The 20,503-nt window shown below is 59.4% G+C and carries 14 protein-coding genes and 2 pseudogenes; 11 read left to right on the plus strand and 5 right to left on the minus strand.

The window, feature by feature from the left end; genetic code table 11:
* Positions 1-48: 48 nt before the first annotated feature.
* The 4 genes from JJD74_RS06075 to edd form a co-directional block, all read right to left on the minus strand.
* Positions 49-1,518 carry an ATP-binding protein gene (locus JJD74_RS06075; RefSeq protein ID WP_200612271.1) on the minus strand — a complete coding sequence of 490 codons (1,470 nt, stop codon included), beginning with the start codon at positions 1,516-1,518 and terminating at the stop codon, positions 49-51.
* Positions 1,508-2,239 (minus strand): response regulator, encoded by a 732-nt coding sequence (locus tag JJD74_RS06080; RefSeq protein WP_042560610.1) that lies wholly within the window; start codon positions 2,237-2,239, stop codon positions 1,508-1,510. Before JJD74_RS06080 ends, JJD74_RS06075 begins: the two co-directional genes overlap by 11 nt.
* Before the next feature lie 179 nt (positions 2,240-2,418).
* A complete protein-coding gene (locus JJD74_RS06085) occupies positions 2,419-3,378 on the minus strand; it encodes a glucokinase (protein ID WP_200612274.1) in 960 nt (319 codons plus the stop codon).
* Entirely contained in the window at positions 3,375-5,201 is a 1,827-nt protein-coding gene (edd, locus tag JJD74_RS06090) for a phosphogluconate dehydratase (RefSeq protein ID WP_042560612.1), read from the minus strand. The genes JJD74_RS06085 and edd overlap by 4 nt, the downstream gene beginning before the upstream one ends.
* Positions 5,202-5,421: 220 nt before the next feature.
* Between edd and gap the strand changes: the two genes are divergently transcribed.
* The 8 genes and pseudogenes from gap to JJD74_RS31370 all read left to right on the plus strand — a co-directional run.
* Positions 5,422-6,423 (plus strand): type I glyceraldehyde-3-phosphate dehydrogenase, encoded by a 1,002-nt coding sequence (gap, locus tag JJD74_RS06095; protein WP_047300149.1) that lies wholly within the window; start codon positions 5,422-5,424, stop codon positions 6,421-6,423.
* A gap of 202 nt (positions 6,424-6,625) precedes the next feature.
* Positions 6,626-7,153: an RNA polymerase sigma factor gene (locus tag JJD74_RS06100; protein ID WP_047300151.1), complete on the plus strand. Its 528-nt coding sequence runs from the start codon at positions 6,626-6,628 to the stop codon at positions 7,151-7,153.
* 101 nt (positions 7,154-7,254) lie between these two features.
* Positions 7,255-8,220 carry a FecR family protein gene (locus tag JJD74_RS06105; protein ID WP_200612277.1) on the plus strand — a complete coding sequence of 322 codons (966 nt, stop codon included), beginning with the start codon at positions 7,255-7,257 and terminating at the stop codon, positions 8,218-8,220.
* A gap of 122 nt (positions 8,221-8,342) precedes the next feature.
* On the plus strand, positions 8,343-10,928 hold the full coding sequence (locus JJD74_RS06110) for a TonB-dependent receptor (protein ID WP_200612280.1): 2,586 nt from the start codon (positions 8,343-8,345) through the stop codon (positions 10,926-10,928).
* Between the two features lie 112 nt (positions 10,929-11,040).
* The gene (locus JJD74_RS06115; RefSeq protein ID WP_200612283.1) at positions 11,041-11,637 is read left to right on the plus strand and encodes a biliverdin-producing heme oxygenase; all 597 of its coding nucleotides are present in this window, start codon (positions 11,041-11,043) and stop codon (positions 11,635-11,637) included.
* Between the two features lie 167 nt (positions 11,638-11,804).
* The gene (locus JJD74_RS06120; protein ID WP_042560617.1) at positions 11,805-12,200 is read left to right on the plus strand and encodes a YbaN family protein; all 396 of its coding nucleotides are present in this window, start codon (positions 11,805-11,807) and stop codon (positions 12,198-12,200) included.
* 488 nt (positions 12,201-12,688) lie between these two features.
* Positions 12,689-13,696 (plus strand): annotated as a pseudogene (locus JJD74_RS31365) (PDC sensor domain-containing protein); the annotation flags it as partial.
* Between the two features lie 330 nt (positions 13,697-14,026).
* Positions 14,027-14,554, plus strand: a pseudogene (locus JJD74_RS31370) (methyl-accepting chemotaxis protein); the annotation flags it as partial.
* Between the two features lie 161 nt (positions 14,555-14,715).
* Here the strand turns inward: JJD74_RS31370 and arcD (JJD74_RS06130) are convergent.
* Complete coding sequence (gene arcD / locus JJD74_RS06130; RefSeq protein WP_200612289.1) at positions 14,716-16,143, minus strand: arginine-ornithine antiporter; 1,428 nt, start codon at positions 16,141-16,143, stop codon at positions 14,716-14,718.
* A gap of 421 nt (positions 16,144-16,564) precedes the next feature.
* On the opposite strand from arcD (JJD74_RS06130), the gene arcD (JJD74_RS06135) reads away from it, so the two are divergent.
* The 3 genes from arcD (JJD74_RS06135) (at position 16,565) to JJD74_RS06145 (ending at position 20,363) form a co-directional block, all read left to right on the plus strand.
* A complete protein-coding gene (gene arcD / locus JJD74_RS06135) occupies positions 16,565-17,992 on the plus strand; it encodes an arginine-ornithine antiporter (RefSeq protein WP_042560620.1) in 1,428 nt (475 codons plus the stop codon).
* Positions 17,993-18,026: 34 nt separating this feature from the next.
* A complete protein-coding gene (arcA, locus tag JJD74_RS06140) occupies positions 18,027-19,283 on the plus strand; it encodes an arginine deiminase (RefSeq protein WP_200612292.1) in 1,257 nt (418 codons plus the stop codon).
* 69 nt (positions 19,284-19,352) lie between these two features.
* Entirely contained in the window at positions 19,353-20,363 is a 1,011-nt protein-coding gene (locus tag JJD74_RS06145; RefSeq protein WP_042560622.1) for an ornithine carbamoyltransferase, read from the plus strand.
* The last annotated feature ends 140 nt before the right edge of the window (positions 20,364-20,503 follow it).

Raw genomic sequence — 20,503 nt, forward strand, 5'->3', positions numbered from 1 at the left:
CTACAGGGATCGGTGTAGGAGCTGCCGAAGGCTGCGATCTTTTGATTTTCAATCCATCGACCGCGGCAACTGCAACGTCACCCGCAACCCACCCTCACGCAGGTTCTGCAGCGTCACCTCACCGCCATGGCTATGAGCGATATTGCGCGCAATCCCGAGGCCGAGCCCATACCCCTGCTGCTGCCCCGCCAACCTGAAGTGCGGCTCAAACACCTGCTCCAGCCGCTGCTCCGGCACGCCCGGCCCTTCATCATCGACGTGCAGGACGAATGCACTTTCATCGTCATCAATGTGCAGATGCGCGTTCTGTCCGTACTTCAACGCATTGTCGATCAGGTTGCCGATGCAGCGCTTCAACGCCAAAGGTTTGCCCGAATACGCTGCCAGCGCCCGCCCATGCTGGGTCACGCGACCATTGCCGTTAGGCGCCAGATACGGCTCCACCAGACAATCGAGCACATGGTTGAGATCGACCGGTTCGATGTTTTCGTGGATGTCAGTGTCTTTCACGCATTGCAACGCGCCTTTGACCAGCAGTTCCAACTCATCCAGATCACGACCAAACTTGATTTGCAGTTGTTCGTCTTCGAGCAGTTCGACGCGCAAACGCAGACGGGTGATCGGCGTGCGCAAGTCATGGGAAATCGCACTGAACAATTGGCTGCGTTCGGTCAGGTAACGGCTGATGCGCTCGCGCATGGTGTTGAACGCACGGCCGACCTCGACCACTTCACTGCCGCCGCCCTCCGCCACCGGTTCGACGTCGGCGCCAAGCGACAGATCCCGCGCGGCTCGGGCCAGGCGCTTGAGCGGCCGGCTCTGCCAGTGCACCAGCACACCGATGAACAGCAGCAGAAAGCCGCTGGTGAGGACGATGAACCACACTTGCTGCGACGGCAGGCCTTGCTCTTCAAGGCTGGTGTAGGGCTCGGGCAACAGCGAGGCGATGTACAGCCATTCGCCCGGCGCCATCTGAATCTGCGTGACCAGCACTGGCGGATTCACCGGCTCAAGGGTCAGGGCGTAGTGCGCCCAGGAGCGCGGCAATTCATCGAGTTTCAGCCCGGCGTTGAAGATGCGCAGATCCTCGGGACTGACGAAAGACACCGAGATGTCGGTGTCTTGCCCGAGAGACTGACGCAGCACTTCGTCGACCGCTTTCATTACCGCGGCTTTACGCGCAGTGACCGGCAGCACGTCCATGCCCAGCGGCTTGTCGTTGAGCGTTACGACAAATCGCGTGCCGCCCATGCTGCGCAACTGATCGAGCACAAGCGGCCGATAGGCCACCGGCAACGAACGAAAATAACTGACGCTGGCGGTCATCGAATGAGCAAGGCTGCGGGCGCTGGTGACCAGGCCTTCGAGCTGGGTGGCGCGCAATTGCGAAACCCAGATCACACTCGACAAGGTCTGCGCAAACAGCACCGCGAGCAAGGTCAGCAGCAACATCCGCCCCAGCAGCGAACGCGGCACCGGCACTTTGCTGGCGAGCCGGCGTAGCGACTCAGTGACCATTGCCGGCAACCACGTTGGCTGCCAGTTGATAGCCGCTGCCGCGTACCGTGCGAATCAGCCGTGGCGGCTTTTCCGTGTCACGCAGACGTTGGCGCAAGCGGCTGACGGCCATGTCGACAATGCGATCGAGCGGCATCAGGTCACGGCCGCGGGTGGCATTGCCGATGGTGTCGCGGTCGAGAATTTCCTGTGGGTGATCGAGGAACAGTTTCAGCAGAGCGAAATCGGCACCGGACAGAATCACTTCCTCGCCGTCGGTGTGAAACAGCCGATGACTGACCATGTCCAGCCGCCAATCGTCAAACGCCAGCACTTCACTGCCGCTGCGTTCCTGCCCGAATTGTGCACGGCGCAGCAGCGCTTTGATGCGCGCCTGCAGTTCGCGGGGGCTGAAAGGTTTGCCGAGGTAATCGTCGGCGCCAAGCTCCAGACCGATGACCCGGTCGGCCTCGTCGGAACTGGCGGTGAGCATGATGATCGGCACCTGCGCCTGACGCGGATGCTGACGCACCCAGCGGCACAGACTGAAACCGTCCTCGTCGGGCAGCATGACATCGAGGATCACCAGATCGCTCGGCGCCTCGTTGAGGGCCTGACGGAAACTGGCGCCATCGGCTGTGGCCCGTACCTGAAACCCGGCGCGGGTCAGATAGGTTTCCAGCAACTCGCGTATTTCCTGGTCGTCATCGACCAACAATATCGACTTGTTGACTGAGCTCACTTCGAAGGCATCCTTGTTGTTGGAATTGGGGCGGATTATGCCTTAAGCATCGAACTTGCAAACACCACAGAACCATTGTGGGAGCGAGCCTGCTCGCGAATCGGTTTTAACATTCAACACATCTGTTGACTGACACACCGCTTTCGCGAGCAGGCTCGCTCCCACAATTGGATTGCATTTCAGGCGGGGATTGCCTGATCCAGCGCCACGCCGGCGCCAACCAGCCCGGAATACGGTGCCGTCACCAGCCACACCGGAATGCCTTTGAAGTAATCGCTCATGCAGCCCTTGTCGGCAAAACTGCGGGCAAAACCACTTTCAAGGAAGAAGTCGGCAAAGCGCGGAATCACCCCACCGACGATATACACCCCACCCCGTGCGCCCGTGGTCAGCACATTGTTACCGGCCACGCGGCCGAGCCAGCAGCAGAACTGCTCCAGCACTTCCAGGGCAATCGGATCGCCTGCAAGGCCAGCGGCGGTAATGGCTTCTGGCGTTTCGAGCGTCGGTTCATGGCCATCCACCGCACAAATCGCCCGATAGACACGCGGCAAACCACCACCACTCAACGCAGTCTCCGCGCTGACATGGCCGATCTCGTTGTGGATGTGCTGCCAGAGCTGTGTTTCACGCGGGCTGCTCAACGGCAGATCAACGTGACCACCCTCGCCCGGCAGCGCCGCAAATCGACCCTCGCCCAGATCGAGCAAAGTACCCACGCCAAGGCCAGTGCCCGGACCAATCACCACCGAAGGACGCAACGGTTCTGGGGTGCCTTCGCAAACCACACGGAATTCACCCGGCTGCAAACGAGTCATGCCCAGCGCCATCGCCGAGAAGTCGTTGACCAGCAACAACTGCTCGACCTGCAAAATTTTGCAGAACGCTTCGCGGCTCAGCCGCCAGTGGTTGTTGGTGAACTTGAATTCATCGCCACTGACCGGGCCGGCCACCGACAGGCATACCGAACCGATAGCGCCCGGCGCCAGACCGAGCCCGCTCAGGTAGAGGCTGATGGCCTCTTCCGGGCTGGCATGGTCGGCCGTGGCCAGCACCTGAATCGATTCCAGTTGCTGGTTTTTCCACAACGCGAATCGTGCGTTGGTGCCTCCGATGTCACCGACCAAAGCCAGTTTCAATTAAGCGTCTCCAGGGCAGAAGTGAAGGCGCTGGCGCCCTGCTCCGCCGAGCTGAAGGCCACGCGCATGAAACCGAACAGTTCGCGACCGCTGCCGATGTTGTTGCCCAACAGGCCTTTGGCGGGTTCGCGCGCTGCAAATTCGTCGGCGTCCACTTTAATTTCCAAAGTGCCTTTGACGCCATCGACGCGGATGATATCGCCCTCTTGCACGCGAGCCAAAGCACCACCGACATAAGCTTCCGGGCTGACGTGGATCGCCGCCGGGATTTTCCCCGAGGCGCCCGACATGCGCCCGTCAGTCACCAGCGCCACTTTGAAGCCGCGATCCTGCAGCACGCCAAGGAACGGCGTCATCTTGTGCAACTCGGGCATGCCGTTGGAGCGAGGGCCCTGGAAGCGCATCACGGCGACGAAATCTTTCTCCAGCAAACCGGCCTTGAACGCATCGGCCAGATCTTGTTGATCCTGGAACACCATGGCCGGCGCTTCGACAATCTGGTTTTCCAAGGCCACGGCAGACACCTTCATCACACCGCGACCGAGGTTGCCCTCCATCACCCGCAGACCACCCTCCGGCGAGAACGCGCGTGCCACCGGGCGCAAAATGTTTTCGTCGAGGCTGTCGACCGGGCCTTCACGCCATACCAGTTCGCCGTTATCGAGGAACGGCTCTTTGGTGTACTTGCTCAAGCCGTGGCCGAGCACGGTGTTGACGTCTTCGTGCAGCAGGCCGGCACCCAGCAGTTCACGGATCAGGAACGACATGCCGCCCGCTGCCTGGAAGTGGTTGATGTCGGCTTTGCCGTTCGGATAAACGTGGCTCAGGGTCGGCACGACTTCGGAGAGGTCGGCCATGTCTTGCCAGGTCAGTTGAATACCCGCTGCCATGGCGATGGCCGGCATGTGCAGGGTGTGGTTGGTCGAGCCACCAGTGGCGTGCAGCGCGACGATCGAGTTGACCAGCGACTTCTCGTCGACGATTTCGCCGATCGGCATGAAGTTGCCGTTCTGCTTGGTCAGACGCGTGACTTGATGCGCCGCTTCGCGGGTCAGCGCATCACGCAATGGCGTGTTCGGGTTGACGAAAGAGGCGCCCGGCAAGTGCAGGCCCATGACTTCCATCAGCAACTGGTTGGTGTTGGCGGTGCCGTAGAACGTGCAGGTGCCCGGGCTGTGGTAGGACTTCATCTCCGATTCCAGCAGCTCTTCGCGGGTCGCCTTGCCTTCGGCGTACTTCTGCCGAACGTCGGCTTTTTCCTTGTTGGATATGCCCGAGACCATCGGCCCGCCCGGCACAAAGATTGTCGGCAGATGGCCGAAACGCAGCGAGCCCATCATCAGCCCCGGCACGATCTTGTCGCAGATGCCGAGCATCAGCGCGCCGTCGAACATGTTGTGGGACAACGCCACCGCCGTGGACATTGCGATCACTTCACGGCTCGGCAGACTCAGCTCCATGCCGGGCTCGCCCTGGGTCACGCCATCACACATCGCCGGAGTGCCGCCAGCGAACTGGCCGACCGAACCGATCTCACGCAAGGCGTTTTTGATCTGCTCAGGGAAGACCTCGTACGGCTGGTGCGCCGAAAGCATGTCGTTATACGAAGAAACAATGGCGATGTTCGCCGAGTTCATCATCCGCAAGCTGTGCTTGTCTTCAGTGCCACACCCGGCCACACCGTGGGCGAAGTTGGCGCATTGCAGCTTGCCGCGCATCGGGCCGTCAGTTGCAGCGCCGCGAATCAGCGCAAGGTAAGCCTGACGCGTGGCGCGGCTGCGGGCGATAAGCCGTTCGGTGACCTCAAGGACGCGGGGATGCATGTGTAGAACTCCAGGCTAACGGATATGGCGACCTGATTGTCTATGCTGATCAAGGGCCCGCACATTCGGGATGACGGACGGTTTTCTTGATCATTCGGACCAGTTGATTCAGGTCACTCGTTGTAGATAAAACAAAATATTGCCACTAAAAAGGCTTGTTTTCTATTTTTATGCGAATAATCTTGTAATTCCAACAACAAAACGACGGCGGCGCTGTTCCATGACTCTTCGAATTGCAATCAATGGTTTTGGCCGCATCGGCCGTAATGTCCTGCGCGCACTGTATACCCAAGGCTATCGACAGGATCTGCAGATTGTCGCCATCAACGATCTGGGCGACAGCTCGATCAATGCGCATCTGCTCAAATACGACACCGTTCATGGCACGTTCGACGCCGAAGTGGCGCATGACAACGAAAGCCTGACCGTCAACGGCGACCGCATTGCGGTGAGCGCCATTCGCAACCCGGCCGAGCTGCCATGGGCTGCGGAAAAAATCGATGTAGTCTTCGAATGCACCGGTCTGTTTACCGACCGTGCCAAAGCCGCTGCGCATATTACTGCCGGCGCGCGCAAAGTGATCATCTCGGCCCCGGCCAAAGGTGCCGATGCCACCGTCGTTTACGGTGTGAACCACGATATTCTGCGCCAGTCGCACCAGATCATCTCCAACGCTTCGTGCACCACCAACTGCCTCGCACCGGTGGCGCAAGTGCTACACCGCGAACTTGGCATCGAAAGCGGTCTGATGACCACGATCCACGCTTACACCAACGATCAGAACCTGACCGACGTCTACCACACCGACCCGTACCGCGCGCGTTCGGCCACGCAGAACATGATCCCGAGCAAGACCGGCGCCGCTGAAGCAGTGGGCTTGGTGCTGCCGGAACTGGCGGGCAAACTGACCGGCATGGCCGTGCGGGTGCCGGTCATCAATGTGTCGCTGGTGGATTTAACCGTGCAGCTGAAGAAAGAGGCCACTGCCGAAGAAGTCAACGCTTTGCTGAAAGCGGCGAGTCAGCACTCGAAAATTCTTGGTTACAACACGTTGCCGCTGGTTTCCAGCGACTTCAACCACAACCCGCTGTCGTCGATCTTCGACGCCAACCACACCAAATCCAGCGGCAAACTGCTGAAAGTGCTGGCCTGGTACGACAACGAGTGGGGCTTCTCCAACCGCATGCTGGATAACTGCCTGGCGCTGTGTAACGCCGAGTAATTACCCGCCCCGCCCCTGATCCCTGTGGGAGCTGGCTTGCCAGCGATGAGGCAGGCACATCCAACATGGATATTGCCTGGCCCATCGCCATCGCTGGCAAGCCAGCTCCCACAAGGTCGGTTATTCCAATTCAAAATCAATACTTGACCATTCAGCTAGATGATAAGCATTATCATTCGCTTGAAATGGATCAGGTCCTCCCGTGAGTCAATCGCGCTTCAACCACGTCTTCCTCACCCAGCGCATGTCTTTGCTGCGTACGCTGGAACGGATGGTCAACAATCACAGCACCGCTGAAGACCTGCTGCAGGAGACCTATCTGCGCGTGGCACGGGCGCTGAACGAGCGGGCCATCGATCACCTCGAACCCTTTGTCTTCCAGACCGCGCGCAATCTTGCGCTCGATCATCTGCGTGCGCGCAAGATCCATTCGCGAACCATGGTCGATGACGTGCCGCAAGAAATTGTGCACAGCATCGCCGCCCCGGCCAGTAGCGCCGAAGACGCCGCCCACGCCGAACAAATGCTGGAGCGCTTGAACGTGAGTCTCAGTCAACTCAGCCCGCGCCAGCAGCAGATCTTCATCCTCAGCCGCCTGCACGGGCACAGTTATCAGGAAATCGCGCAAGAACTGAGCGTGTCCCTCAGCACCGTGCAGAAAGAACTCAAACTGATCATGAGCATTTGCATCGGCGTCGCCGAACGACACGACAGCAGCGGCAAGCTGTAAGCTTCACGCCCCAAGTAAAAACGAAAAGCAGTTCACGCGTCTGGCTTGCAGCTTGCAGCTTGAAACTTGAAACTGCTTCGCCAGAAGCCCGAGGAAACACCGTGACGGACACCCATCGCTCGCCTTCGCCCTCATCGGCGCAGGATGCCGCACTGGCAATGGACCAGGCCCTGGACTGGCTCATCGTGCTCGGCAGCCCGGATGAGGAGCAGACCCGGCAGTTCCATGCCTGGCTGGCAGCGGATCCGTTGAATGCCGAGGCGTTCGCCAAGGCTCAGGCGATCTGGGACGGTCCGCAAATCGCCCAGTGCGCGCAAAACCTGGCGTTGAACCCCGCGAAAGTCACCTTCCTCCAGCGCCTGCGTCCACACTGGAAACCGCTGGCCACCGCCGCCGTTCTGGTGCTTGGTCTGTTCAGTTTCAGCAACCTGCCGATGCGGTTGCAGGCCGATCACCTGACCGTGGTCGGCGAACGTCAGCGCTTGCAACTGGAGGACGGTTCGCAGGTCCTGCTCAACACCAACTCGGCGTTCTCCAGCACCATCGATGATCAGCAGCGCGTCGCGCGGTTGTATCAGGGCGAAGCGTTTTTCGAGGTCGCAGCCAATCGCACTCAACCGCTGGAAATTGATGCCGGCCCGGTCAAGGCCAGCGTGCGCGACACCGCGTTCGCCGTGCGCTATCTGGACGGGATCGCGCAGGTCAATGTGCAGCGTGGCGATGTCGATTTGCGCGCCACCCACAACGATGCGCGGATGCGCCTGTCTGCCGGGGAAAGTATCCGCATCGGCCCCAACGGTTTCGATCGCCCGGCCAAACTCGACGCGGCCACCGAACTGGCGTGGGTGCAAGGTCGACTGGTGTTCGAGAATTGCCCGCTGAATCAGGTGCTGGCCGAATTGCGCCGTTACTATCCAGGCTGGATCATCAACAACAATGAGCAGTTGGCCGACGTTGCCGTGACCGGCAATTACCGCCTCGATCAGCCGCTCGACGTGGTGCGTTCTCTCGCGCACATCACCTCGGCGCGTTTGCAGGAATTCCCGGCGCTGGTCATCTTGAACTAAATGAGAATTATTTTTACTCGATAGCGTGAGCGCGTTCGTCTAGTTATAGCCAATGCAATTGATTCGCATCCTCGGATGAGAATCAGCAACTATAAAGATTCGTGCGACACGGAGCGCTATCGATGTCCCTTCGCCTTACCCGCCAGACTTCTTCCCCTTCCCGCGTATTGTCGCTGCTGACCGCGGCCATCCTCATGGCCGGCACCGCGCCACTGATGGCTGCGACCGAGCAACCGGCGCGCAACATGGGTGATTACTCTTTCTCCATCAGTCAGCAGCCGCTGGTGTCGGCGCTCAACGCTTTCACCACCGTGACGGGTTGGCAGATCGGCTTGCCGGCAGAACTGGGTCAGGGCATATCGTCGCCGGGTGTGCGCGGGTCACTGCCACCGGAAAAAGCTCTGGAGCGTCTGTTGGTGGGGACCAACCTGAGCTTCCGCAAGCTGAGCAACAACAACGTCGTGCTGGAGAAGCGCAGCAGCAGCGGCGCACTGAATCTGGATCAGGTGACCATCAGCGCCACCCGCCAGGAACAGTCGGTGAACAGCGTGCCAAGCACCGTCACCGTGCACACACGTGAAGAGCTCGATCGCAACAACGTCAACTCCATCAAGGATCTGGTGCGCTATGAGCCAGGCGTGTCTGTCGGCGGCGCCGGTCAGCGTGGCGGCATCAGCGGCTACAACATCCGCGGCATCGACGGCGACCGCATCCTGACTCAGGTTGACGGCGTCGAAGTCCCGGACGGTTTCTTCAACGGTCCGTACGCCAAGACTCAGCGCAATTACGTCGACCCGGAAATCGTCAAACGCGTCGAGATTCTCCGTGGCCCGGCGTCGGTGCTGTACGGCAGCAACGCTATTGGCGGCGCCGTCAGCTATTACACGCTCGATCCGGACGACATCATCAAGCCTGGCAACGATGTTGGCGCGCGCCTGAAAACCGGTTACAGCTCGGCCGATGAGAGCTGGCTGAAATCCGCCACCGTCGCCGGCCGTGCCGACCAATTCGACGGTTTGCTGCACTACAGCCAGCGCGACGGTCACGAAACCGACTCATACGGTAGCCACAACGGCACCGGCCTTGAGCGCACCGCCGCTAACCCGGAAGACGTCAAGACGAGCAACGTGCTGGCCAAGATCGGCTGGAACTACAGCGAAGATTCGCGCCTGGGCCTGACTTACGAAAAGTACAAGGATGATCGCGACACCGATCAGAAAAGCGCGTACGGCGGCCCGTACTTCAATGGCGCGCCAACCATCCCCAACAGCGTATTGCCCGGCGGCATGTACCAGTGGCGCACCGGCAACGACACCATTACCCGTGAGCGTTTCGGCCTTGAACACCGCTTCGCGCTCGACAGCTTGCTGGTGGACAACGTCAAGTGGAGCCTCAACCACCAGATCGCCAAGACAGACCAGAGCACCGAAGAGTATTACTACCCCATCACCCGAAAAGTACTGCGCACCCGCGATACCGTTTACGAAGAAAAACAGTGGGTATTCGACGCGCAACTGGACAAGGCCTTTGCCATCGGTGACACCGATCACGTCCTGACCTACGGCACCACCATCAAGCAACAGAAAGTCACCGGTTCGCGCAGCGGCGACGGCAAGTGCCTGGCGGTTGGCCGTGGCTGCACCGCGATCGGCGCAACCAGTACCGCTGACGTGTTGGTGAAGGCCACCGACTTCCCGGATCCGACCATCAACACCTACAGCCTGTTCGCCCAGGATCAGATCAGCTGGAATGACTGGACCTTCCTGCCAGGCCTGCGCTACGACTACACCCAGCTCAAGCCGAAGATCACTCAGGAGTTTCTCAATACCGTGGCGGCCGATGGCCAAGGCACGGTCAGCGACAAGAACAAGACCTGGCACAAAGTCTCGCCAAAATTCGGCCTGACCTACGCCCTGAGCGAAAACTACACCTGGTACGGTCAATACGCCGAAGGTTTCCGCACGCCCACCGCGAAAGCCCTGTACGGCCGCTTCGAGAACGGCACCACCGGTTACCACGTGGCGCCGAACCCGGACCTGGAACCGGAAAAAAGCAAAAGCTACGAAACCGGCCTGCGCGGTAACTTCGAGCATGGCTCATTCGATGTGGCGGTGTTCTATAACAAGTACCGCGACTTCATCAACGAAGACGCGGTGTCGCCGGGTTACAACGAGCTGACTTTCCAGTCGAGCAACATCAAGCACGCGACCATCAAGGGTGCTGAAGTCAAAGGTCGTCTGAACCTTGACGCGTTCGGCGCACCGCAGGGCCTCTACACCCAAGGCTCGATTGCCTATGCCTACGGTCGCAACAACGACAGCGGCGAGCCGCTCAACAGCGTTAACCCGCTGACCGGTGTGTTCGGTTTGGGCTACGACCAGGACAACTACGGCGGCCTGCTGAGCTGGACCGTGGTGAAGAAGAAAGATCGCGTCGACGACAGCAACTTCAAGTCGCCGGACGGCGTCAGCAGCCAGTTCAAGTCGCCGGGTTTCGGCATTCTTGATATGACCGGGTTCTACAAAGTCACCAACGACGTCACCGTCAGCGGCGGCATTTACAACCTGACCGACAAGAAATACTGGCTGTGGGATGACGTGCGCGGTTACGACAGCGTCGGCGAAGCTTCGGTGACGCAACCGGCCAACCTTGATCGCCTGACCCAACCGGGTCGCAACTTCGCGATCAATCTGATCTGGGACATCTGACCCCATCCACCTCACTGCGCGTGTTCAAGCACCGCGCCGTGAGGCTTTTTTTACTGTCCGGCACTTGCCCGTTCGTCTTGTTATCAAGCGCCTCATTTATCAAGGACACGTCATGACCTCTTCGGAAAAAGCCCTGCGTTCACAACGCCTGAACCAGATCACCCACGAGCCGCACAGCAAACTCGACACCTTGGTCAAAGCCCATGCGCCGTTTGAAACCCGCGCCAACTTTGCCCGTTTCGTGGTCGCGCAATACCTGTTCCAGTCGGAACTGGTTGAGCTCTACAACGATGCCGAACTGATCGGGATCGTCCCTGACCTGCCCGCCCGTTGCCGCGCCGACGCGGCCAAGGCCGACCTGGCAGATCTCGACACCGAAGTGCCGGGCCCGGTCGCCGGTGCGGTGAAGAACCCGAGCAAGGCGCGTGCGCTGGGTTGGATCTTTGTTTCTGAAGGTTCGAAGCTCGGTGCTGCGTTCCTGATCAAACGCGCCGTGGCGCTGGAACTGAGTGAAACCTTTGGCGCCCGTCATCTGGGCGAGCCTGAAGGTGGCCGTGCTGAAGGCTGGAAGCGCTTTGTGCGTACTCTCGACTCGCTGCAGTTCAGCGCTGAAGAAGAGGCTGAAGTCGAGCAAGGCGCGCTCGATGCGTTCAACCGCTTCACCGTGCTGCTGGAACAGGCTTACGCCACAGAAGCCGAAATGGCCTGATACCCGACACGCCACAAAATCCTGTGGGAGCTGGCTTGCCAGCGATGAGGGCTGGTCAGTCTCCATTTATGTTGCCTGACCCACCGCTATCGCTGGCAAGCCAGCTCCCACAGGGAACAACGCAAGTCTGTAAGATCCCCATCTCGCCTCACAGCAATCCCGAGCCCATGCCGCAACCAGCCTCCTCCAAACTCGCCCGCCTGCTGTTCGGTCTGTTGGCCTATGTCAGCCTCGGCATCGGCCTGATCGCTATTGTCGTACCCGGATTGCCGACCACCGAGTTCATCCTTCTCGCCGCCTGGGCGGCCACCCGCAGTTCGCCGCGCCTGAGTGCCTGGCTGGAAAATCATCGGCTGTTCGGGCCAATCCTGAGTAACTGGCGCAACGGCAAGATCATCGCGCGCAAGGCCAAAGTCAGCGCCACGGTGAGCATGTTGCTGTGTGCGACGTTGATGCTGGTGATGCTCGATCACGGCTGGCCGATCTATCTGGCAATGGCCGGGATGGGGTTGGGCAATCTGTGGATCTGGTCGCGGCCCGAGTCCCGCACAAATCCTTCCTGATACAACGCACTGCGTCTCACAGCTGAAACATCCCTGTAATTAATCCCCTTTTCAGCACATTCCCCTGCGCAAACGTTTAGCGCTGACCGTCCGTCGGCAAACACCTCATGCGCTCTCGTTCCACGCCGATGAGCATTGAATGGCGCTGAATGGATTTGGCGATTCGGGTACCTCGTACCCACAGCCCCCCGTTTATTCATTCGCGAGATCGCCCTATGTTCGACTCTCTTTCCATTCGCCTGAAAATCGTTCTGCTCTCCGGCCTGTGCCTGCTCGGTGTGGTTGCGCTGATCGTCGGCATGAACATTTACCAGACCAACCAGAACGACGAACTGGTCAGCCATTCCAGCAGCAAGATGCTCACCGCCAGTGTGCAAGACTTGCTGCAGGCCAAAGCCGCCGAACAGGCGGTGCGGGTGCAGAAAACCTTCGGCGAAAGCCTGTCGGTAATCACCGCCCTCGCTGACCAGATCAGGGACATGCGCGTGATGGCCGCCAAGCGTTCGCTGGACGCCGGTGCCCTGCGTGAAGAGTTGAACCTGAGCCTGAAAACCGCCTTCGAACGCAACGATAAAGTGCTCGGCATCTGGCTCGCTTTCGAACCCGATGGCCTCGATGGCAAGGACAGCGAGTTCGTCAACGACGCCGCGCGTCAGTCCAACGAAGCCGGGCGTTTCGCCACCTACTGGAGCCGCGCCGGTGGCGCATCACTGAACACGATCATGGTCGAAGAGGACCTGACCAAAACTACCCTAAGCCTCAGCGGTACGCCCTATAACAGCTGGTATACCTGCCCTCGCGACAACAAGCGCACCTGTTTGCTCGACCCCTATTCCGACACCGTGGGCACCAAGGAAATGCTCATGACGACCATTTCCGTGCCATTGATCGTCGACGGTAAAACCATCGGTGTCGCTGGCATCGATATCGCCCTCGATGCCTTGCAAGGAGCGGCCATCGAGTCGCAGCGCGACCTGTTCAACCACGCCGGACACATGCTGATCGTTTCAGGCAGCGGCGTGTTGGCAGCCGACAGTTCCGACGCGGCCAAGGTCGGCAAAAAGATCAGCGACACCCTCGGTGCCGATGGCAATGAAGTGCTGCAACTGCTTAGCAGCGCAACGCCGAAAATCCTTGAACAGGGCGACCTGATCCGGGCGGTGTATCCGGTCGATCCGATTGGCAACTCGCGCGCATGGGGCGTGGTCATCGACCTGCCCAAACAAGTGCTGCTGGCCGACTCGGTCAAGCTGCAAGCGGTGCTCGACGAAGCACAGCAAACCGGTGTGATCACTGCGCTGGCAGTGGCTGTGGTCGCGGGTCTGATTGGCCTGCTGCTGATATGGCTCACCGCTTCCGGCGTCACTCGTCCCATCAACAGCGTCGCCGAGATGCTGAAAAACATCGCCAGCGGTGAAGGTGATCTGACCCAACGCCTGAACTACAGCAAGAAGGATGAACTGGGCGAACTGGTGAACTGGTTCAACCGCTTCCTCGACAAGCTGCAACCGACCATCGCCCAGATCAAACAGAGCATCACCGAGGCTCGCGGCACTGCCGACCAGTCTTCGGAAATCGCCCGTCAGACCAGCGAAGGCATGCAGGTGCAGTTCCGCGAAATCGACCAGGTCGCCACCGCGTCCAACGAAATGAGCGCCACCGCCCACGATGTCGCCAACAGCGCATCGAACGCGGCCAACGCCGCGAAAGGTGCCGACCAGTCAGCCAAGGACGGCATGTCGATCATCGAGCGCAGCACCCGCGACATCAATCAACTGGCCGATGAAGTCAGCAAAGCGGTGACCGAAGTCGAGGCACTGGCGGTCAATAGCGAGCAGATTGGCTCGGTACTGGAAGTGATCCGCAGCATCGCCGAACAGACCAATCTGCTGGCGCTCAACGCCGCCATCGAAGCCGCTCGCGCCGGTGAAAGCGGTCGCGGTTTTGCTGTGGTCGCAGATGAAGTGCGCAACCTGGCCAAGCGTACGCAGGATTCGGTGGAAGAAATTCGCATCGTCATCGAGAAGATTCAGACCGGCACTCGCGGCGTGGTTGCGACCATGCATTCGAGCCAGACCCAGGCGCACAACAACGCCGGGCAGATCCGCCAGGCCGTGGATGCGCTGGGCAAGATCAGTGATGCGGTAACCGTGATCAGTGACATGAACCTGCAAATCGCCAGCGCCGCCGAACAGCAGAGCGCAGTGGCTGAAGAGGTTAACCGCAACGTCTCGGCGATTCGTACGGTGACTGAAACCTTGACCGGGCAAGCCACGGAGTCGGCGGCGATCAGCAGCCAGCTCAATGCGCTGGCCAGTCAGCAGATGAAGTTGATGGATCAGTTCCGCGTCTAGTGCATCACCTCAATTCCCTGTGAGAGCTGGCTTGCCAGCGATGACGGCGGGTCAGTTGATACAGGGGTCGACTGACGCACCGCTATCGCTGGCAAGCCAGCTCCCACAGGGTCAAAGGTTCCCTCTCCCTCCGGGAGAGAGCTGGGGTGAGGGAAGCGTTCTCACAACGACAACACACCACTGTACAACCCATAAGCCGCCAACCCCGCACCGATCACCACGCAGGTAAAAATCCCCTTCTCGACCGTGGTGAACAGCGGCTCGCCCTGCTCATGTTTGGCTTTGGCAAACAGGATCACCCCCGGCGCATACAGCAACGCCGACAGCAGCAGATATTTCATCCCGCCGGCATACAACAGCCACACCGCATAACTCAGGGCGATGCCGCCGATCAGCAGATCCTTGGTGCGCTCGGCCGAGGCATGTTCGTAGGTTTCGCCGCGCCCGCTCAATAACACCGCGTAGGCCGCCGACCACAGGTACGGCACCAGAATCATTGATGACGCCAGATAAATCAGGCTGGTGTAAGTGCCGGCGGAATACAGCGTGATCAGCAGGAATATCTGAATCATCACGTTGGTCAGCCACAACGCGTTGACCGGCACATGGTTGGCGTTTTCCTTTTTCAGGAACGCCGGCATGGTTTTGTCACGGGCCGTGGCGAAAAGGATTTCGGCACAGAGCAACGCCCACGACAGCAACGCCCCGAGCAGCGAGATCGCCAAACCGATGCTGATCGCCAGCGCCCCCCACGGCCCGACGATGTGCTCAAGCACCGCCGCCAGCGACGGGTTTTGCAGGTTGGCCAGTTCCGGCTGGCTCATGATCCCCAGTGACAACACGTTGACCAGCACCAGTAGCGCCAGTACGCCGATGAATCCAATCACCGTGGCACGCCCGACATCGCTGCGTTTTTCCGCTCGCGCCGAGTACACGCTGGCGCCCTCGATGCCGATAAAGACGAACACCGTCACCAGCATCATGTTGCGCACCTGATCCATCACCCCGCCGAAACTCGGGTTGCTGCGGCCCCAGATGTCGCGGGTAAAGATGTCAGCCTTGAACGCCAGCGCGGCGATGACGATAAACATGATCAGCGGCACGATCTTGGCCACGGTGGTCACCTGGTTGATGAACGCCGCCTCCTTGATCCCGCGCATCACCAGAAAGTGCACAGCCCACAGCAGCACCGACGCGCAGCCAATGGCGATCGGCGTATTGCCTTGGCCGAATACCGGAAAGAAATAACCGAGGGTGCTGAACAGCAGAACGAAGTAACCGACGTTGCCCAGCCATGCGCTGATCCAGTAACCCCAGGCCGACGAGAAGCCCATGTAGTCGCCAAACCCTGCCTTGGCGTAGGCATAGACGCCGGAATCCAGCTCGGGCTTGCGATTGGCCAGGGTTTGAAACACGAAGGCCAGGGTCAGCATACCGATGGCAGTAATCCCCCAACCGATCAGGATCGCCCCCGCATCGGCGCGTGCCGCCATGTTCTGCGGCAGCGAGAAAATTCCGCCGCCAATCATCGACCCCACCACCAGGGCGATCAACGCACCAAGGCGCAGCTTTTGCGTCGGTTGCGACATTCCAGTCTCCCTCTGATGTGGTGAGCGATTATTTATAAGAACAATTAATTAGATGAATAAAACAGGATGACGCCTATCAGTTAAAGCCAGTAAATATATAGCGGATAAAGCTAATGCCTACCACGTTAAGACAGTTTTGTGCGCTGATCCTGATAAATCAATTCTGTACTGAAAACAGAAGGGGAAAATTTGCCAAACCCGGAAAAAGAACTAGCGTCATAACTCGAAAGTAATAATAGCCATTCCCAACCACATTGCGAAAACCCTTCTAGAACGGGCCTTGCAGACGGTCGCTTTATGCCTGAAGCGATTCCCTAAGTCATTCATTAACAATGGAATGTGACCATGAACTGATCTATGTCAGCTATTTGAACAGACAACAGAACTACGCTGTGATCTCTTCCTGCAATGGAGTCATGCAATGTCTGAAGCTCCCGGAAAACTAAGACTCGGCGCACTGGTTGCATTAGTCGTCGGCTCAATGATCGGTGGCGGGATATTCTCCTTGCCACAAAACATGGCCGCCAGTGCCGACGTCGGCGCGGTATTGATCGGTTGGGCGATCACCGCTGTCGGCATGCTCACCCTCGCTTTTGTCTTCCAAACCCTCGCCAATCGCAAGCCTGACCTGGACGGCGGTGTCTACGCCTACGCCAAGGCAGGATTCGGCGATTACATGGGTTTCTCTTCCGCCTGGGGCTACTGGATCAGTGCATGGCTGGGCAACGTCGGTTACTTCGTTCTGCTGTTCAGCACCCTGGGGTATTTCTTCCCGATTTTCGGTGAAGGCAACACGGTTGCTGCGGTCATTGGTGCTTCGATTCTGTTGTGGGCGGTGCATTTCCTGGTACTTCGCGGGATCAAGGAAGCGGCGTTCATCAACCTCGTGACCACCGTCGCCAAAGTCGTGCCGCTGGTGCTGTTTGTATTGATCGCCGTCTTCGCCTTCAAACTGGACATCTTCACCGCCGACATCTGGGGCCTGAAAAACCCGGATCTGGGCAGCGTGATGAACCAGGTACGCAACATGATGCTGGTCACTGTGTGGGTGTTCATCGGCATCGAGGGCGCGAGCATTTTCTCGGCCCGCGCTGAAAAACGCTCCGACGTGGGTAAAGCCACCGTGATCGGCTTCATCACCGTGCTGCTGTTTTTGATGCTGGTGAACGTGCTGTCGCTGGGCATCATGACTCAGCCAGAACTGGCCAAATTGCAGAACCCGTCGATGGCTGCCGTGCTTGAGCACGTGGTCGGTCCGTGGGGCGCAGCGCTGATCAGCGTCGGTCTGATCATCTCGCTGCTGGGGGCGCTGCTGTCGTGGGTGCTGCTGTGTGCGGAGATCATGTTCGCCGCCGCCAAAGACCACACCATGCCGGAGTTTCTGCGCAAGGAAAACGCCAACCACGTACCGGTCAACGCCCTGTGGCTGACCAACGCGATGGTGCAGATTTTCCTGATCATCACCCTGTTCTCGGCCAGCACTTACCTGTCGCTGATCTACCTCGCCACGTCGATGATTCTGGTGCCCTATCTGTGGTCGGCCGCCTACGCCCTGCTGCTGGCTGTGCGCGGTGAAAGCTATGAAGGTTTTGCGGCCGAGCGGCGCAAGGATCTGATCATCGGCGGCATTGCCCTGATCTATGCGGTGTGGCTGCTGTACGCCGGTGGCGTGAAGTACCTGCTGCTCTCGGCCCTGCTCTATGCGCCCGGCGCGATCCTGTTCGCCAAGGCCAAGCTCGAACTCAAACAACCGGTTTTCACCAACGTCGAGAAGCTGATTTTCGCCGCAGTGGTCGTAGGCGCCCTGGTGGCTGCCTACGGACTGTATGACGGCTTCCTGACTCTGTAATTGCCAAACGTTTTATCTCTGGAGGATCACTGCAATGACCACGGAAAAAGTTAAGTACGGCGTCCATTCCGAAGCCGGCAAACTGCGCAAAGTCATGGTTTGCTCCCCAGGTCTGGCCCATCAGCGGCTGACCCCGAACAACTGCGATGAATTACTGTTCGACGATGTGCTGTGGGTTGCCCAGGCCAAGCGCGACCACTTCGATTTCGTCACCAAGATGCGTGAGCGCGGGATCGACGTGCTGGAAATGCACAACCTGCTGACCGACATCGTCGCCATTCCCGAAGCGCTGGACTGGATTCTCGATCGCAAGGTCACCGCCGATTCGGTCGGCCTGGGCCTGATCAGCGAAGTGAAGTCCTGGCTGAAAAGCCTTGAGCCACGGCACATCGCCGAATTCCTGATTGGCGGCGTGTCCGCCGATGATCTGCCGGACAGCTTCGGCGGCAAGATCATTCAGATGTATCGCGATTTCCTCGGCCACTCCAGCTTCATTTTGCCGCCGCTGCCGAACACTCAGTTCACCCGCGACACCACGTGCTGGATCTACGGCGGCGTGACGCTGAACCCGATGTACTGGCCGGCGCGTCGCCAGGAAACCCTGCTGACCACCGCCATCTACAAATTCCATCCGCAGTTCACCAGCGCCGAATTCGAGATCTGGTACGGCGACCCGGACAAGGACCACGGCAACTCCACCCTTGAGGGCGGCGACGTCATGCCAATCGGCAACGGCGTGGTGTTGATCGGCATGGGCGAGCGCTCATCCCGTCAGGCCATCGGTCAATTGGCGCTGAATCTGTTCAAGAACAAAGCCGTGGAGAAAGTCATCGTTGCCGGCCTGCCGAAGTCTCGCGCCGCGATGCACCTGGACACCGTGTTCAGCTTCTGCGACCGCGACCTCGTGACGATTTTCCCGGAAGTGGTCAACCAGATCGTCGCGTTCACCCTGCGACCTGATGAAAGCAAACAGGGCGGCATCGACATTCGCCGCGAAGAAACCAGCTTCCTCGACACCGTCGCGGCCGCGCTCAATCTCAAAGCGCTGCGCGTGGTGGAAACCGGCGGCAACAGCTTCGCCGCCGAACGCGAGCAATGGGACGACGGCAACAACGTGGTGGCCGTGGAACCGGGCGTGGTCATCGGCTACGACCGCAACACCTACACCAACACTCTGCTGCGCAAGGCAGGCGTGGAGGTCATCACCATCAGCGCCGGTGAATTGGGCCGTGGCCGTGGCGGCGGCCACTGCATGACCTGCCCGATCATCCGCGACCCAATCGATTACTAAACCTCTGAGCCCTGGCCGGCACTTACAACGTGCGGCCAGGGGGATAACCGATACCGAAGGAGATCCATCATGGCTTTTAATATGCGCAACCGCAGTTTGCTGAGCTTGATGCACCACACCACTCGCGAACTGAATTACCTGATCGACCTGTCCCGCGACCTCAAACGCGCCAAGTACACCGGCACCGAGCGTCCACACCTGCAAGGCAAGAACATCGCGCTGATCTTCGAAAAAACCTCGACCCGCACCCGTTGCGCGTTCGAAGTCGCGGCCCACGATCAGGGTGCTCACGTCACCTACATCGACCCGGTGTCGTCCCAGATCGGCCACAAAGAAAGCATGAAAGACACCGCCCGCGTCCTCGGCCGGATGTTCGACGCCATCGAGTACCGTGGCTTTGAACAGGAAATCGTCGAAGAGCTGGCCAAGTACGCCGGCGTCCCGGTGTTCAACGGCCTGACCGCTGAATTCCACCCGACGCAAATGATCGCTGACGTGCTGACCATGCGCGAACACAGCGACAAGCCGATGCATGACATCAGCTACGCCTACCTCGGCGACGCCCGCTACAACATGGGCAACTCGCTGCTGATGATCGGCGCCAAACTCGGCATGGACGTGCGTATCGCTGCGCCGAAAGCCCTGTGGCCACACGCTGACTTCATCGCTCAATGCAAAGAGTTCGCCGAAGAAAGCGGCGCGCGCATCACCATCACCGAAGACCCGAAAGAAGCGGTCAAGGGTGTCGACTTCATCCACACCGACATCTGGGTGTCGATGGGTGAACCGGTAGAAGCGTGGGACGAGCGCATCGAGCAACTGCTGCCGTACCAGGTCAACACGCAGATGATGAAAGCCTCCGGTAATCCACGGGTGAAATTCATGCACTGCCTGCCGGCGTTCCACAACAGCGAAACCAAGGTGGGCAAAGACATCGCCGCGCGCTATCCGCACCTGGCCAATGGCGTCGAAGTAACGGAAGAAGTCTTCGAATCCCCGGCCAACATCGCCTTCGAGCAAGCGGAAAACCGCATGCACACGATCAAGGCGATTATCGTGTCGGCGTTGGCGGATATCTAACTGAAATAGCTCCCACTGAAGGAACCGGTTCCAAATGTGGGAGCGAGCCTGCTCGCGAAAGCGGTGGGTCATTCAACAGAGATGTCGACTGATCTGACGCCTTCGCGAGCAGGCTCGCTCCCACAGTGAATCGCGGTTGC

It is taken from the genome of Pseudomonas sp. MF6776 (assembly GCF_016613125.1).
Lineage (GTDB): Bacteria > Pseudomonadota > Gammaproteobacteria > Pseudomonadales > Pseudomonadaceae > Aquipseudomonas > Aquipseudomonas iridis.

What these genes read in the sequence shown, in the direction of transcription:
- arcA (WP_200612292.1), top strand. Translation starts at nt 18,027, where the DNA reads ATGACCACGGAAAAAGTTAAGTACGGCGTCCATTCCGAAGCCGGCAAA.
- edd (WP_042560612.1), bottom strand. Translation starts at nt 5,201, where the DNA reads ATGCATCCCCGCGTCCTTGAGGTCACCGAACGGCTTATCGCCCGCAGC.
- JJD74_RS06075 (WP_200612271.1), bottom strand. Translation starts at nt 1,518, where the DNA reads ATGGTCACTGAGTCGCTACGCCGGCTCGCCAGCAAAGTGCCGGTGCCG.
- JJD74_RS06120 (WP_042560617.1), top strand. Translation starts at nt 11,805, where the DNA reads ATGCCGCAACCAGCCTCCTCCAAACTCGCCCGCCTGCTGTTCGGTCTG.
- arcD (WP_042560620.1), top strand. Translation starts at nt 16,565, where the DNA reads ATGTCTGAAGCTCCCGGAAAACTAAGACTCGGCGCACTGGTTGCATTA.
- JJD74_RS06145 (WP_042560622.1), top strand. Translation starts at nt 19,353, where the DNA reads ATGGCTTTTAATATGCGCAACCGCAGTTTGCTGAGCTTGATGCACCAC.
- gap (WP_047300149.1), top strand. Translation starts at nt 5,422, where the DNA reads ATGACTCTTCGAATTGCAATCAATGGTTTTGGCCGCATCGGCCGTAAT.
- JJD74_RS06115 (WP_200612283.1), top strand. Translation starts at nt 11,041, where the DNA reads ATGACCTCTTCGGAAAAAGCCCTGCGTTCACAACGCCTGAACCAGATC.
- arcD (WP_200612289.1), bottom strand. Translation starts at nt 16,143, where the DNA reads ATGTCGCAACCGACGCAAAAGCTGCGCCTTGGTGCGTTGATCGCCCTG.
- JJD74_RS06110 (WP_200612280.1), top strand. Translation starts at nt 8,343, where the DNA reads ATGTCCCTTCGCCTTACCCGCCAGACTTCTTCCCCTTCCCGCGTATTG.